Raw genomic sequence first — 15,808 nt, forward strand, 5'->3', positions numbered from 1 at the left:
TCAATTCATTAATTTACTAATTCTTGCAATACTAATTTCTCAATTATACGAGGTTACTTTTTTGCTTATAAAAAGCAAATCCTATCCATTCATTTTCCTCAATTATTCTTTTTATTTTTTCAGAAACATACAATGCAGCAACATTTTTCGTGCATCTAAAAATGTCATAATTGGAACATTTTTTTTCATCTAAATAAATTTCATGTGGTATGAATGTATAGAAATTATATTTTTCATTAAATCTATATTGGCTTTTTTGCATATCATATCCGTCAATGAAATTTTTAACGTACATCAAAACATAACTATTGTTAATGTTTTTATTAACTACATCTACTAATTTTATCGGATAGTATTCTACTCCTTTAATGCCTTCCTCGTTAAATTTTTGCATAACTTTTTTATGTATAATTGGCCAGCTTTTTGCGTTTAAAAGGTATTCACTTTCCAACTCTGAAGCTTTTGAACTATAATAAAATTCTACATCTGGCCAGTCGTTTATATCCCATTCTGATAAAATAATATTGTCAAAAAAACCTTTCTTTATTCCTTTGTATTCAATTTCATCTATATTACTCGTCTCAGCATATATTGTATTTATTCCTTCCTTAATAGATTCATCTATTCTATCCATATCAAATACCAATTTATAAAACATGCTTCATTCACGCTCCTTTATTTCAAATTCTTCCAATAATCTGAGTATAACATATTTGGATTATCGCGGATAATACTTTTTATTTCTGTTTCATATAAATCTAAAAATACATCTCTACCGTTTCAAGAGTAATTAATGCTACTATATCTATATCACCTATTATAATTTTGTACCTACTATAAAAAATAGCTAGTAGATTTTCACCTCTACTAGCTGTAATTTTTAACCATATCATATCTTTTCCTTTAATTTGTAGATTTAACAATTTTTCCATTTAATTCATCATATATATTTTTTCACTCCAAATCCATCTGAATAAAATATGAATATTTATCTTCTTGAGGATTATCAAGTAATGTAGAGAAAAAGTATATTTCTCCTTCTCCATTTTTTAATTTTCCATTAAGCCAAAATCTATCCTATTCATTTATTCGTTTCACAACTAGGTAATTCAACTTCAATTTGATATGAAATTTTAAATTTGTTGGGCGCAAAGAACCATCAGGGTATAAAATTGGCAGAATAACTATTCACCTAATTTTTCATAGCTCATATATATATTGAAAGATTTAATTTATTTTTCTAAAATCCAAGCGTATAATCTATAGCAAATAATTATACTATAAGTAATAATCTGTTACCATTAGCTTGTATAGTGTACTAAATCATAAGGATAATATTGTTCATCTTTTAGATGTTTGTCAGGAATATCCAGGATTTTAGCTATAGCACCTGCCTCAAAACTCCAATATCCATAATACAGATTTTGCTTGCTTTTATGCGAATCATACCAACCACACTCATTGTGTCTATGATACCAATCGTTGCTTATATATAATTTTAGCATTTCACTTCGGTTTGTTTGATTGCATATAATCTCTTTCAGTTTGACATAAACCTCTGGAAATGATAAATCTCCTTGTATTTCATCTATACCGTCCACATTATATCTAAGCAAAAAATTGTACAGCCAATCATTTACATTATATTTATCTAACAGTTCTTTTATTTTTTCAAATTGTTTCATACCTAAATTCAATAAAACTCCTAATGAAATCATCCAAAGATTTTTCATATAAAAGTCAGATTGCCATACTTCTTCCCAATCTTCTATTAATTTTAAATAATCTTTTTCAATTTCTTCTAGATTATCCCCTCTAGAATATTTTGCTATTAAAATTCCTAATCTTAAGTCATGAATTTTAATTTTTATAGATAATACTCTTTCTTCCTTGATTTCATTGTTTGCTAATTTCTTTACAAATTTATTTATCCTGTCTGTATCTTCAGAAATAAATTCATTAAAATATGTTTGATTTTTTATTTTATCTCTCATAAGGCTATTTTCCTCCATTCTCTCAATCTAGATTCTTACTTGTAACACTCCCACTTGTATCTATATGTACAACTGCTTTTTCATATCCTTCCATCAAGATTTCGTCAGCCATATCTTTTCCCACAGCATTTTCAAGTCTATTACTGCCATTTATCCATGTATCGCTCATTTGTTTACCATCTAAACTCTTTCCTAATTTTGAACTTCCATACTTTGCTTCCCCTATTACATATGGCGGATGCCTGTCTGGTTTATAATATACGCCATCAATTCCTTGATGGGGAGGAATATTTAAATCGGTGACTCTATCTGTACTAATTCTTTGGTATCCCTGACTTTCAAAGAGATCATCCATCTTCATTTCTCCATAATTTCCTTTTTGAAGATTGGTTAATGATTTTGAACCACCTGGACTATTTTCTACAGACTCAATAATTGATTTTTGAGTTCTTCTTGTTGTATCAAGTACATCGTCAGTAGCTTTCAATCCCATCTCTGTTATATCATCAACAACCGTTTTACCTGGTATTCCATCCGCCGACTTTGCCCCCAACTGGGCAGCATCATCAATAAGATCAGTGCCTCCATTCCCTAAAATCCTGCACTTTCCAGAGAAATTCTTAATACTCTTTAGTGCATCCATTCCATCTTTCGCAAAAAGTATAAGCCCTGCAGATGTTTCTAATACATCAAGTCCTGTTGCAAAATTATGAACAAATTTACTGTCACTGGTTTCCCTCATTTGTTCCGTAAGGGTATCTCTTCCGGCATATCTCATTGCCCATGCCGGATTCTCGTTCTGCATCGCATTATATGCTTTAGAATTATTATATATTGAGGTCAGCCCATTTGCAACTGTCATAGTTGCGGCTATAACGGTTGCTATGGCCACAATGGCTCCTACTCCGGAAGCTATGGCAACCACTGCTCCTACTACCTCCAGTGTGACTAAGGCTACTGTCACTATATCATCTATGATATATTTCCCACCTTCATATTTATACCAGTCCTTTATATTCTCGATACCATCTGTGACTGCTGCTTCTATAGTATTCCCGATATCTTTCAGATATCTTCCTAATGCACCCCCATTACCGATTTCCGTACCTATATAGTTGAACCACTTTGTTACTATATTTTCTTTGATTCCATATGTATTTTTAAAATCTCCTGACAGAGATTCAATTGCGGCCTTTACATTATTATCGGCTGTGACACAATTGTTCTTAAAAGTTTCAATATTTGCTGCCAGAGTTTCAAAATCCTCTTGTTTTTGTCTTAACTGTACTAACTTATCTCTCATTAACTGGTCTGCCACATCAATATTGCTTGTCCAGCTTCCACTGTATTCTTTTAGTTTTTTACATATCTTTTCTTCAATTGTTTCTTCATATTCTTCTAACAATGCTGCTGCTTTTCTGGCATCTTTCGCCGCGTCTTCTAAATCACGATAGGACACTACTAATGTACTCATATTTTGCCCTCCTTACTCTCTATGATTAGTTAATTTCAAAACTCCTAATCGTCTATGATTGCTCCAACGTGTTCTTAAGCTTAAATAAGAGTTTCTCAATTACCTATATACTGATAGTATAAAACTGGCAGAATAACCATTCATTATATAAGTCATTCTGCCAGTCTTACCGTGCTTTTAATAAGAATATTACGATTCTTATTGTTTAAATATACCGGACAATTCGGAATCAGTTTTTTCAAATGCATCTGCTGCACTTACTACCTGAGAACCAATGCCATTCACTATTTCAGGAAACTTCTTTAATGTATCTTTCATTCCATTATAAGTTTCTAAAAAAGCATCCTGAGCAAGACCATCCCATTCACCGATAACCGTGTTAATTGTGGTTTCCAGAGTTGTCATCATTGTTGCAAGTTCCTCTCCCATTGTTACAATGGATTTTCCCTGAATACTTAGATCCTCTGGTGTTACTTTAATACTTGCCATATAAATACCTCCTTAAATTATTTATGTATAATAACCCTTTGGGGATTATACCGAAGTAATTGTGTTTCTTAATATTTTGTTCTTAAAGACTTCGCTCCTACTTTTTCAGAAGGAATATCAGACAGTCTTGACAGGTTCTCTTCATATTTAATTGATTTCGCCTGCTCACTGACTGATTCGAACTGTTGGATCGCATATGTGATCATTGTTGATAAATCTTCCATTAAATCTACATATCTTTCAATATCATTTGACCAGTTGTGGTCAATGATTTCGAAAAAAGAATTACCTGCATCCGATTTCCAGCCTATATTTCGTAAATCATCTATCCTGGTAACTAAATTATCTTTCATTTCTTTTAATGTGGCTGCAGAATCATTAAAAGCTTTTGACGCCTGAGCAAAAACTTCCGTCTCATAGCAAAAACTATTATTTCCTTCATACGCTATCATACCAATTCCTCCCCTCTTCTTTTCACTGCACCAGTATCTATACTTTTTGCAATATCCTTTTCTTTATTTGCCATTTCTATATCTTTCATAGCATGATAAATTTCGCTTTTTACCATATGAACTTCAGAAGAATCTAAAAGCATGCCAACATAGTCAGCTAGTTCCAGCGCCTTGACATAATCTTCAAGTTCTTTATGGCATAATGCCCGAAACAGATAAGCATCTACTAATGTTGGTTCCTTAATGGTTGCTGATCTATAGTATGAGATTGCTTCTTTGTAATACTTTTTTGCTTCTTCCTTTTTACCTGTTTTGTTCAAAGCATACGGTTTATAATAAAATGCAGCGCGTTCAAATGAATTATCTGTTTTCATTTCTGAAAGTCTTTCTGCACATTTTAATAAAAGCTCGTACTTCTCATTATGAGCATATATAAGCATTAACAAAAATAGTGCTTCTGCATTCTCTCCTCCATCTTTCACTAATTCTTCACTTTTTCTCAGATATTCTGTTGCCTTCTCAAATTCATTCTGCAGCATATAAACTTTTCCCTGTTCAATTAACAGTTCCAATTCTACTGCCTGATATCCCTCCATTTTTCTGGCTTCTGCAATCATCTCCAGTGCTTTATCATATTGTGAAGTAAGAGTATAGTACTTTATATTGTCTAAAACTAAAGCTGGATCTCCCGGAAACAATGATAATGCTTTATCTATGATATCTTTGGCCTCTTCAAACCTTTTTAATGAGCACAATATAACAAATGAATAATGATACCCCTCATATACATCAGGCAGATATGATGTGGTTTCCTTTAATGTGGTTAGCGCTTCTTCATACATACCCAATGTCACTTGAAGTGATGCCTTATGAATCCGGTATTCAGGAACATTACCATCTAAATGAATCGCTTTAGAAAAATTCCTTAAAGACAAATCAGTATTTTTCGTCTCTTCATATATCAATCCCATACTATAAAAAAGTCTGGCAGCAACATACCCTAATGAAATAGCTTTATTATAATATTCTATTCCAGCATTGGTATCACCTTTAAGTACCGAGAGATTACCTAAATGAAAAAAGATTCTTCCATCGTTTTTATTAATCATTAATGCTTTCTTATAATTAACTTCAGCTTCATCGTATTTCTCGTTTTTTAAATACAGGTTTGCCCGGTTAATATAAGTTTCTATGTACATGGAATCAAGTGCATTTGCCTTATCGTAATATTCATATGCTTCCTCTGGTTTTCCGTTGTTTTGTAATACCAGTGCCTGCTCATTATATTCCTTTACCTGTAGTTTTAACTCTTCTAGCTTGTCCATATTTACTCCTTTACCAGATGATGTTTTATCATTTTAATACCACGGGCTCCGGGTGGAAGCTGCCCTTGCCTCTTCCCTTCTTCTTGCTTCTTCCCGTTCACGCCTCTGCTCTTCTTCAATTGCAGCTTGTCGAAGTCTTTCCAATTCCCTGATTCTATTTTCGCAATCTCTTATCTTAGTATCCAAATCATTTATTTCTGAAGATAGGGCACTATAGGTACCAGAAAGTTTTTTATCTCTCTCATAGTTTTTTTCTTTTGCCTCTTCAATATCTTCAATATGATTCGTTACCGTCACATCGTGTCTGATGGCTGAAGTGCCTTCTGATTTTACTTCTGTAATCTTATTATTTGCCCTAAGCAATTCATAGTTACTTTTGTTTTGTATCCATTCCTTAACACCATTCAACTCTTTTCTTTGCTTTTTATATTTCTCTAATTTAGATTTCTCCTCAGAGATTAACCTGCTATAATATGATGAACTATACATAATAACACCTCCTTTACATGAACAAATTATGATTGCTGGGATCCCATGGCAATCTTTTGTCTGATATCATCATCTGTTTCATCATAAGATGTCTGTGCTGCTACCATCATGTTGTATATCTCATCTAAAGAATCTTTGATATCAGATATCTTACTGAATAGTAAATTATACTGACGTTCAAATTCATTTCGGGATTTGCCTACCCACACGTCATATAAAAGGTTGACATTATCCTCAATATCTTTCTTTATGTCCTCTAAGGATTTTAATGTTTTTAGAAAATCTTTGTTTGCATCTTCCAGGTATTTTGTTTCTAATTCCATCCTTATACTGCTCTCTGACATATATTTTCCTCCTATTCATTGAGAATTGTTTTTATCTTAGTAATCTCTGTTCCCATACACAGGTATCCATCACCTGTGTCAATATTTTTAGTAAATTCTTTTTGCAATTTCAAAGAAAGTTCAAAGAATTTAAAGTTAATTGCATCATCAAATACAATCGCTTTTTTATTCTCTTTCAACATCTTATGTAATTCTCCGGCATTAAAGGTTACCTGGGCATTCTCAATATTGGAGAATATAATGCAGATTTTCATATTCTTGAGGTCTTTAAAACATGTATTTATGAATTCCATTAATTTTTTATCTGAATTAATACTTTTTACTAGCATTGCATTTTCTATAATTATTAGCTGAAGTGGTAATTCTTTTAGAATATCTTCAATTGACTTATTCTCAGGACGGTTTAAAGCCAGTTCTTTTCGCCTTCTTAATTCTTCCATAATATTCTCAAAGATTATTTCTGCATTGCTATGATCGATATTATACTCCTTAACAATATTGTAATCTTTTACACTATCGAATTCCCTCTCTCCACTATCGAAGAGATAAACTTCCGTATAGTGCTTAAAGATGTCTTTCTCTATGGCTGTTAGGATCTGTTTCACAAAATTCGTCCTTCCGCTTTGTTCTCTTCCCATCACTGCAAATACTCCAAGAGTTAAGAGATTGATAGTACTGTAAGATACCGTATTATATTCAATACCAATCGGTATAGTGTAAGGTGCTTCATACAGATCCGGTCTTTGAGCTTTTAATTCTGACCTTGTTATAATGCCTGGAACCATAGGAATTGGTATTGCTTTACTATTTGGATAAAGACCATTCTTTAATTCAATAAATTCCTTCATCCTTGCTACCCGGAGGTATTCTTTTGTTTCATTTACAGGCAGTGCGGTCTGGAACTCTACAATACGCTTATCTATTAAGCATAGACCTCTTCCCGGCACTTCTTTAGGCTCCATGCGGCAACGACTGAACAGATTGGAATATTCCCCTTTTTCATTGCAATATAGAGCAATTTTAGTTCCAAAGTTAGGTATCACTTTATATCCAATCGTTGAAGTCAAGGTAGAAGTAACAACTAAATTAATGCCCACACTTTGTCCTTCTCTTGAAAGACTAAGAAATGTATCATCCAGAAAGCCATAAAATTCTTTAAATACTGCAATATTATCAATAAATACCAGGATTTGTGGCAAATCCTTATATCCTGCTTCTATATAAGCCTTATAGGTTCCGAGGCCTTTTTGCACAAATCTTTCCTTTCTTTTTTCGATTGTATTCTTCAACAGCTTAAATAGATTTATTACTTTTTCATCTTCAGATACTAAAGCAACTCCACCTACATAATTCGATTCCTCAAAAACTTTTAATGCCATATTTCCACAGTCTACTATATACATACTTACTTGTTCAGGGGTGTATTGATCCATTAATGCATAAATAATAGTTTGTAATAGCGTTGTTTTTCCAGTTTGAGTAGAACCAACGATATAAGTATTGTTTTCTGAGAAATTCAGTGACACCTCTTCTTGTAACTGTAATTCAGGATCATCAAAGATACCAACTGAGATGCTGATACCATCCTGAATATTCTCTTGATTTTTTTGTTTAATATTAGAAAGATATATGATATCTTCAAGGGGTGGAAGGCAAATTCCCGGTAATCGATTAATTTCATTGTCATCACAATAGTTACTGATATAATCCACCATTGTCTCTAATTGATTCCTGGATTTTTTCTCTTCCCTTGAAGTCTTATTTGTGTATACTAACGATTTTTTACCCCAAAGGTTCTTCTGGTATATTTCATATACTTCGTTTATTTGCCCATCAAATTCAAATACTTTTGCTCCACTATATGCAGATTGGAATAACTCAAATATCTCATTATTTCCAACTTGAAAATAGGCTCTTCCTGCTTCCACAATCTCAGCTGCTAACGGAGTTTTTATAACTTCCATACTGTCTTCTCTTGTCTGAACCTTCAGACATAATTTAAACTTTGAATTACTCCAAACCTGGTTATCTACTACCCCGGCAGGCTTCTGGGTTGCTAATATCAGATGGATTCCTAAAGTTCTGCCTATACGTGCTGCACTAATAATTTCTTTCATGAATTCAGGATATTCACTCTTTAATTCAGCAAACTCATCCACTACCATAATTAAATGGGGCATCGGACAGGAAGCTTTCCCTTCCTTAACTAATTTTATGTAATCATTAATATGATTTACATTATGTGCCGCAAACGCCTCTTGTCTCCTCACTAACTCGGATTTAATGGAAAGCAAAGATCTGTTTATTTCCCGTCCGTCAATATTCGTGATGGTTCCTATCAAATGAGGAAGATCCTTAAATTGATTTGCCATTCCACCGCCTTTAAAATCAATAATTACAAAACCAACATCATGTGGGTGGAACCAACTTGCCAGTGATAAAATATAAGTTTGGATAATCTCACTTTTACCGGAACCTGTTGTTCCTGCAACTAAACCATGGGGTCCATGAGCAGATGCTTTATCACTAATATCAAGATACACCAATTCTCCTTTTTTCTTTACTCCTAATGGAACTGACATACTTTTATAGACCTCTGATTTGCTCCATCTTTCCTTAATGTCTAAATCATTTATGGATATTAAATTCAGCATTTCAAACAGTGATATATTTTTAGTTAATTCACTTTCCAGGTTAACTTCATCTATATATACACTGCTTAATTTAATTGCTAAATTTCTTGCAACCTGGTCCATGACCCTTGGATATACAAAATTGAGATATTCTTCCCCATTATTGCTTAGAGTTAATATTCCCTTGTTTTCAGCCACATCCAACTCAATTATCTCTGTACAGCCTTTTGGAAGAAACTCTCTATATTCTTCAAAAAATAAAAATGTGAACCCTAGTTCTTTTGCATCTTGTATATATTTGGTTACCGGATGTCTGGCAATCATACTTGAATCAAAAACAAATATAACGAAATGAGTATCAAATACTATCTCTTTTTCTTTTAACATTGCTTGTCTTTTCACCAGTTCCGAATATAGAAATTCCAGATTTATATTGCAGCTTTCTTCATCATACATGAAATTTTTAATATCTAAATCTTCATTATCCACATTTTGCAGCCAATGTATCCATTCAAATTTATTCAAGTCATGTTCTGAGAACATATAATATAATTTGACTTCTTTAAAATAATGGCGGATTACAATATCTAATGTTATATTTTTCAACAGTTCATATAACCTGTCTTTATCCCCAACTACTCCAATCGCATTTGATTTACCCAATTCGGATATAATTGGAGCATCCTCTATAAATTTGTACTTTTCTTCCAGCTGCTCCGGGATGTCCACTAATTCATCCTCGGTATTCTTGAATTTTTGTTTCGTATATTTTGTTTCACAATGTGCAGTAATTTTACCTGATCCTATCCGTACAGAAAGATAATCTTTGTCATTTTTATCTTTTTCAAAAAGCTGGCGATCAAAGTCCTCCACTTTTCCTATATTATCTTCCATGGAAGTATATATCTTCTCTAAGATATTTTTTTCTTTATTTCTTAATAGAAGGATATTATCTTCTGTTTCTTTAATATATTCTAAATACTTCTCTTCACGCTTTTTAACATCTTTCCTGTATTGCCTTCCATCATCTAAATATGTAACAACAGACATTATGATACCAATACTCATGGAGCAGACACTATAAATGATAAAACTGCCTCCTCCTCCCATAAACCCTCTGACCACAATTACCAATGCAAGCATGGCAAGAGCTGGAATTAATGTTAATATAATATTCTTTTTAGGTTTTGTAGGTTTATTCTCTGGTGGATATACTTCTATTCCTTCTTCCGGAATCTCGAAGTTCACCCTGGTATTTCTATTAAAATAAGGATATTTGAGGGCACTCTTCTGATCTGTTATATCATCAAAGTCCAGATTATTAACTATAACTTTGTCACTTCTGGATGTATAAAGTTTGTTCTCTTTGATGTAGAAATAATAACCATCTAACATAAAGAAATCATAATCTGAGACATTAGACTTATTTCTTCTATATCCATTCACATATACACCGTAGGTTGTCTTGACCTCAGTAATCGTATACCCTTTTTCGACTCGTGACAGAATAATCTGGTCCGTTCCCGTACTCTTATCATTTAAAAAAATATCACAGGTCTTAATACCACCGATACTTACTTGTGCCTTACTGGAAATATCAATGACTCTTTCATAATTTTGCTTTATCTGATCAAAATTCACGATAAAACTTATCTGAAATATTTCTTTATTAAATGTTTGATATTTCACTTGTAATACGTCCCCATAATTCAGGGTATGGGAATTCTCTTTCATAAATCCATCCTGAGTCATATACACTGTATCGTTACATGAAAGATTCCAACTGCCATTCATTCTTTTTAAATACAGGCTGAACTCATCAAAAAACATATCTCTATTGAATCGGACCTGACACTCTTTATTTGTCCCGATCATAATAATATCTTCTGTTTTATCAGATAGTTCAATCTCTCGATATATTTTATTTCCATAAATTATTATCTTAAAATTATTCTTTAACATTATCATCGCTCCCTAATTCGTAAAATGAATCACTGACCCATTCCTAAGGCCATATTCTCCAATTGTTTTATTCCCCTTTAATAATACGATTGGGTTTTCTACCTTAAGGTAGCAATTGGTAATGTCATCCGTATCTATACCAAGGGCATAAGCCTGATTTAATGCGAGAACTAAATCATTGGCAGTAATAGATATCGGTACCTCAATATAATATTGTTTCTTCTGTTTATGCACTATCAGCATAATTTCTATTCGTTCTTTTACCATTATGATTCCCCTTATAATAGTTTAATAATATTGTTATAATTCACATTATCTCCTAGCATGGAAATCGTTACATTATTAGAATCCTCCCATTTTTGAATATATTCGCTTACTGTGAATTTCTTATTAGGATCCATATTAACAGCCTTTGCACTGGGTTGTGAATTCCATACATTAGATACAAAAATGAAACGATTAAATCCCCCATAATCAATATTTTCAAGGAAACTGGCTATTTTACACTTTGAATAACTATCTTCTCCTGTAATGAGAATTATCTTATTACAACGCCCCATTAGTTTCGTTTTTTGGGCATTAAATTCCGTTGAAGTATCCAATATAATATAGTCGTAAAGTTTAATATCCTTTAATTTTTCAATTAATTCCTGGTATTGTTCTAACTGAATGTTTAAAGAAGATATGGATTGCCTTACTGGTAAAACATAATCAAAGAATTCATTTTCAATTACTTCACTTAAAAATGAAATAATATCTGCGTCTTTCGTAAAAAAGTTATGTAGCTTGTCATTGCTTAGAAAATGAAAATCCTGCAGATAAATAAAGAAGCTCTGTATTGTTTCTGTATTTATGTATAGTACCTTCTTATGAGTCTTACTCAATGCACTGGATATTCCCAGGGATAATGCTGTTTTACCACTTCCTCCAATGGGAGAATATACCATGATTACCTTTGTTTCCTTATCTTTCACTAAATTTAGTTTATCAATAGGGGAATTTGTAATGATCTGATTAAAGACCTCTACATCGCTTGAATATTTATATATTCTATTGCTGCATTCTTCTGTATTTTGATCTTCTCTATCATCGGTAAGCAAAAATATCTTGCCTATATTGTGCCTGTCATAGGAATGATCATATAATTTTTCATCTATTACCATGATATCTATATCTTGTGGCTTACTAAAAAATTGTTCCAGATAATTAATATCTGTGATCACTATATATTTGGCCTGATCTCCAAAACTATGAATAAATTTAAGTTCTATGGGAGTCAAATAAGACTCATCTGTATCTATTAAAGCAATTGTAATATTACTCATCTTATTTCCTCCATCCTTATATACGTTTTAACACATAGGTGCAATTGGCAAGACGAATTTCATCTCCCACTTCAATTGGGAATAATTTTTGCTCTTTAATACGTACCCCGTTAATATATGTACCATTTGCGCTCCCCAGGTCCATTACATGATATCTGTCGTTTGTATATACAATCTTGCAATGTTTCCTGCTGATAGCTGGATTGAAAGAAATTACCACATCCACTAAAGCTCTGTTTTTACCAATCACAATTTCACTTTTATCGATTATTATATCCTGAGCCTTCTTTCCCACTCTTACCAGTTTCGCCTCTGCTTCAATTGCTCTTATTCCATCCCCCTCGAATACATCAAGACGGTTACTAAGTTCGATACTAAACTTAGCTAATTTGTTATCATCTAAATTCTCATGTCCCTCTGATGCTTCTTTTACCATATTCATAACATTTTCATTAAATATGCGGAAACTGTCCTGACCTGGTTCTATATTCACTGGAAAATATATCAGAGCTGCTCTATTTTCTTTATCAACAAAAATATAATCAGGAGAACAGCCTATTTTATCAATTTGAATAAATCCATTGTTTGTGATCTGTCTCACTTTATTTAAATAGTCTAATATTATGGCGATATATTTATCTGAATCTAAGGAAGGTAAAAGCACTTTTAAAGGTTTATATGAATATAAATCATAAAACAGTTTGTTTTTTCCATTCATATTTACCAGGCAGCATGGGACAATCCCCTTTGTCTGCTGGTTGCCTAATACTTTATAGCCTGTGTGGGAGAATAAATCTTCTTTTTCAAATAAGAAGCTTAAATACTGAGGCCCTCTTTTTTCTATTATCTGATCCATCTGAAAATTATTCATTCTTATGTACCCTCTCTCCATAAAACTTTAACATTTTATATATGAAATTTTATATTCTCAATTTTCTTACAAATTTAGTGTGCACCTAATTACAATAATATTGTCAAGAGATTTTTCAATATTTTTCCTGCTTGTACTTATTAAAATATTTATTTGCTTTTTATTGTGCAATCAGGTAACTTCTTTTGTAATGCACCCAGTTCTTTCTTGGATATTGAAGTGTTTTTTAATATCAGCACATCCAATTCTTTCAGCTCATACAAAGGTGTGTAGTCATCTATTTCATTATTACTTAAATCTAAATATTTTAATTTCTTCAATTCACTTAATACTGTAATATCATCTATATAATTATTGTTTAGATGAAGGGTTTTCATATTAACTAATTTTGAAAGAATTTCTATATCATATATCTCATTATTTCCTAACTTAAGAGTTGTTAATTTTTTTAATTCCGACAATGCTTCAACCTCTTGAATATGATTATCAGATCCATCCAAATAGGATAATTCTGTCATATTACCAACAGGATGAATATCGCTAATATTATTACCTTGAATCTTTAAGCTGACTAAATATAGAGAATTCCCAAGAGGTTCTATATCCTTAATTTTGTTATTGCTTATATCTAATATAGTTACTTTATTAAGATCTTCTGAATTCACAATATTAGTAAGACCTTTATCACTCATATTAATTTCATATGGTTTTATAGGCTCATTAAGAGAAACTTTATCAAATGATTCATCTTTGTTCTCTTTGTTTATATAATGAATTGATGAAAATATATTAAAGAATATGAATATGGCTGCAGCCGTAATTATTCCAATAAAAGCAATAATATATGATCTTTTAATTTGAAATGAATTTTGCTCGTTCTTAGTCAGATTAAAATCAATGTCCTGTGCCCCCATCTCTTTGTCAATATGTTTCATGTCCTTTTTATCAATATGTTGATTAACTTTTTCAATGTGTTTGTTGGCTTTTTCACCCGTTTGATTATCAAATTGTAGTATCTTGTTGATTTTCTTTTTATTCTTTAATTTTGGTCTCCTTTGTTTTTTTATCTTATTACTCTTCCCCTGATCTTTTTGCTTTTCTTTCAGTATATCCCTCTTTGGATCTTCTTCTGAGATATCTAATTTGTTTCGTAGATTTATTACCTTGATATCTTCTTCATAATCCTCCTCCAGTTCACTTCCTGAAAGTGATACCGTAGGGCCTATGTCTTCTTCTGAAATTAATGATATTCTATTCATTAAAGAAGAGAGCTCTGCTTCATCTGCCTCTGTATAGCTCATTCCATCTATTTTCTTATAATTTTTATTCGTCCCAGTGTTACCTTCTATAATCAAGTCCAATGCCTCTAAAGAATTTAGCGCCTCATAGAACTCTTCTGCTGTTTCATAGCGTATCTTTGGATTAAATGCGATTGCCTTTAATATTACTTTGCCCAATGTATCTGAGGCAAAAGCCGGCATCGGCATATCTTCTCCTTTAAACCTTCTAAGCAAGGCTTCCTGACGCTGACTATGTCTTATTGTGGAAGAATCAGCCGGAAGGAAAGGTATCTTTCTTCCATTTAGAAAGGAGTAAAGTACAATCCCTAACGAGTAAATATCTGCCCGATAATCATAATCCTTGCCCAGATAAACCTCAGGAGCCATAAACTCATAGGAACCTTTTATGGATAGTCCTAACTCTGCGCTATGGATTTGCTTTGCTATTCCGAAATCCCCCAGCTTGTAATCTCCGTCACTTGACACAAAAATGTTATCCAGTTTAATATCTCTATGTACAATATCATTCTTTTCGCATAAAATAAGTGCCTTGCAGATATCTTTACCCATTCGTACGATTTCTTCATTGGAAAGGTTACGATTGATAGCAAATTCATTTAAACTTTGAAGCAGTTCCATTCGGATAAAGATGTGGTATCCTACAGTGTCCTTACGTTCAATTATCAGGTGGTCTTCATAGTTGACAATATTAGTTTTCCCTTTTAACTGGGACATCAGCGCAATCTCTTCATAAATATCTTTTACTACTTCCCTAAAATAATCCGATGCATCTTCTTCATCCATACCTTCAAAATAAACTTGTTTTATCTCATTCTCTGTCCTTGGAATTGATATGACTTTAAGGGCAGCATAATATTTTTGCCCAAACTCTTCCCTTACAATCTTGTATACACTTCCAAAACTACCTTCCCCAATTAAACTATCTATGTACCAGCTATTCCAAAACGGTTCAAATTCATGTAATTTATTCATATCCATATTTGACTTATTAACTCCCTTATAAATAAATTTATTTCCAATTTTAGTGTGCACCTAATTGCTTTATATATGTCAAGCGGAAATTTGAATAATAATGGGGAATTATTGAATGATTAAATATTTATCTAACATCACCTAATTAAGGCAAGAAATTATTTATACAAATAAAAA

Annotated in this window: 13 protein-coding genes; all 13 read right to left on the minus strand. The window is 32.3% G+C overall.

Annotated features, from left to right (window positions below; all coding sequences use genetic code 11):
- Positions 1–43 precede the first annotated feature (43 nt).
- Positions 44–658: an imm11 family protein gene (locus EDD66_RS01845; RefSeq protein ID WP_123607841.1), complete on the minus strand. Its 615-nt coding sequence runs from the start codon at positions 656–658 to the stop codon at positions 44–46.
- Between the two features lie 643 nt (positions 659–1,301).
- Positions 1,302–1,994, minus strand: coding sequence for a PoNi-like cognate immunity protein (locus tag EDD66_RS01850; RefSeq protein ID WP_170164209.1), 693 nt, complete (start codon positions 1,992–1,994; stop codon positions 1,302–1,304).
- 22 nt (positions 1,995–2,016) lie between these two features.
- Positions 2,017–3,468 (minus strand): hypothetical protein, encoded by a 1,452-nt coding sequence (locus EDD66_RS01855; protein WP_123607843.1) that lies wholly within the window; start codon positions 3,466–3,468, stop codon positions 2,017–2,019.
- A gap of 198 nt (positions 3,469–3,666) precedes the next feature.
- Entirely contained in the window at positions 3,667–3,957 is a 291-nt protein-coding gene (locus tag EDD66_RS01860; RefSeq protein ID WP_123607844.1) for a WXG100 family type VII secretion target, read from the minus strand.
- A 68-nt stretch (positions 3,958–4,025) separates the two neighbouring features.
- Entirely contained in the window at positions 4,026–4,409 is a 384-nt protein-coding gene (locus EDD66_RS01865) for a WXG100 family type VII secretion target (protein WP_123607845.1), read from the minus strand.
- Positions 4,406–5,734 (minus strand): tetratricopeptide repeat protein, encoded by a 1,329-nt coding sequence (locus tag EDD66_RS01870; RefSeq protein ID WP_123607846.1) that lies wholly within the window; start codon positions 5,732–5,734, stop codon positions 4,406–4,408. The genes EDD66_RS01865 and EDD66_RS01870 overlap by 4 nt, the downstream gene beginning before the upstream one ends.
- Before the next feature lie 33 nt (positions 5,735–5,767).
- Entirely contained in the window at positions 5,768–6,223 is a 456-nt protein-coding gene (locus tag EDD66_RS01875; protein ID WP_123607847.1) for a hypothetical protein, read from the minus strand.
- Positions 6,224–6,249: 26 nt separating this feature from the next.
- A complete protein-coding gene (locus EDD66_RS01880; protein WP_123607848.1) occupies positions 6,250–6,567 on the minus strand; it encodes a WXG100 family type VII secretion target in 318 nt (105 codons plus the stop codon).
- A gap of 11 nt (positions 6,568–6,578) precedes the next feature.
- Positions 6,579–11,162 (minus strand): type VII secretion protein EssC, encoded by a 4,584-nt coding sequence (essC, locus tag EDD66_RS01885; protein ID WP_170164210.1) that lies wholly within the window; start codon positions 11,160–11,162, stop codon positions 6,579–6,581.
- 12 nt (positions 11,163–11,174) lie between these two features.
- On the minus strand, positions 11,175–11,429 hold the full coding sequence (locus EDD66_RS01890; protein WP_123607850.1) for a ubiquitin family protein: 255 nt from the start codon (positions 11,427–11,429) through the stop codon (positions 11,175–11,177).
- An 11-nt stretch (positions 11,430–11,440) separates the two neighbouring features.
- The gene (locus EDD66_RS01895; RefSeq protein ID WP_123607851.1) at positions 11,441–12,487 is read right to left on the minus strand and encodes an AAA family ATPase; all 1,047 of its coding nucleotides are present in this window, start codon (positions 12,485–12,487) and stop codon (positions 11,441–11,443) included.
- A gap of 16 nt (positions 12,488–12,503) precedes the next feature.
- Positions 12,504–13,358, minus strand: coding sequence for an FHA domain-containing protein (locus EDD66_RS01900; protein WP_170164211.1), 855 nt, complete (start codon positions 13,356–13,358; stop codon positions 12,504–12,506).
- 149 nt (positions 13,359–13,507) lie between these two features.
- Complete coding sequence (locus EDD66_RS01905; protein ID WP_123607853.1) at positions 13,508–15,637, minus strand: protein kinase domain-containing protein; 2,130 nt, start codon at positions 15,635–15,637, stop codon at positions 13,508–13,510.
- Positions 15,638–15,808 lie beyond the last annotated feature (171 nt).

It is taken from the genome of Mobilisporobacter senegalensis (assembly GCF_003752155.1).
Taxonomy (GTDB): domain Bacteria; phylum Bacillota; class Clostridia; order Lachnospirales; family Lachnospiraceae; genus Mobilisporobacter; species Mobilisporobacter senegalensis.

Coding starts and splice junctions, on each gene's coding strand:
- EDD66_RS01860 (WP_123607844.1), bottom strand. CDS start 3,957: ATGGCAAGTATTAAAGTAACACCAGAGGATCTAAGTATTCAGGGAAAA.
- EDD66_RS01850 (WP_170164209.1), bottom strand. CDS start 1,994: ATGAGAGATAAAATAAAAAATCAAACATATTTTAATGAATTTATTTCT.
- EDD66_RS01890 (WP_123607850.1), bottom strand. CDS start 11,429: ATGGTAAAAGAACGAATAGAAATTATGCTGATAGTGCATAAACAGAAG.
- EDD66_RS01875 (WP_123607847.1), bottom strand. CDS start 6,223: ATGTATAGTTCATCATATTATAGCAGGTTAATCTCTGAGGAGAAATCT.
- EDD66_RS01900 (WP_170164211.1), bottom strand. CDS start 13,358: ATGAATAATTTTCAGATGGATCAGATAATAGAAAAAAGAGGGCCTCAG.
- EDD66_RS01905 (WP_123607853.1), bottom strand. CDS start 15,637: ATGGATATGAATAAATTACATGAATTTGAACCGTTTTGGAATAGCTGG.
- EDD66_RS01895 (WP_123607851.1), bottom strand. CDS start 12,487: ATGAGTAATATTACAATTGCTTTAATAGATACAGATGAGTCTTATTTG.
- EDD66_RS01865 (WP_123607845.1), bottom strand. CDS start 4,409: ATGATAGCGTATGAAGGAAATAATAGTTTTTGCTATGAGACGGAAGTT.
- essC (WP_170164210.1), bottom strand. CDS start 11,162: ATGTTAAAGAATAATTTTAAGATAATAATTTATGGAAATAAAATATAT.
- EDD66_RS01880 (WP_123607848.1), bottom strand. CDS start 6,567: ATGTCAGAGAGCAGTATAAGGATGGAATTAGAAACAAAATACCTGGAA.
- EDD66_RS01870 (WP_123607846.1), bottom strand. CDS start 5,734: ATGGACAAGCTAGAAGAGTTAAAACTACAGGTAAAGGAATATAATGAG.
- EDD66_RS01845 (WP_123607841.1), bottom strand. CDS start 658: ATGTTTTATAAATTGGTATTTGATATGGATAGAATAGATGAATCTATT.
- EDD66_RS01855 (WP_123607843.1), bottom strand. CDS start 3,468: ATGAGTACATTAGTAGTGTCCTATCGTGATTTAGAAGACGCGGCGAAA.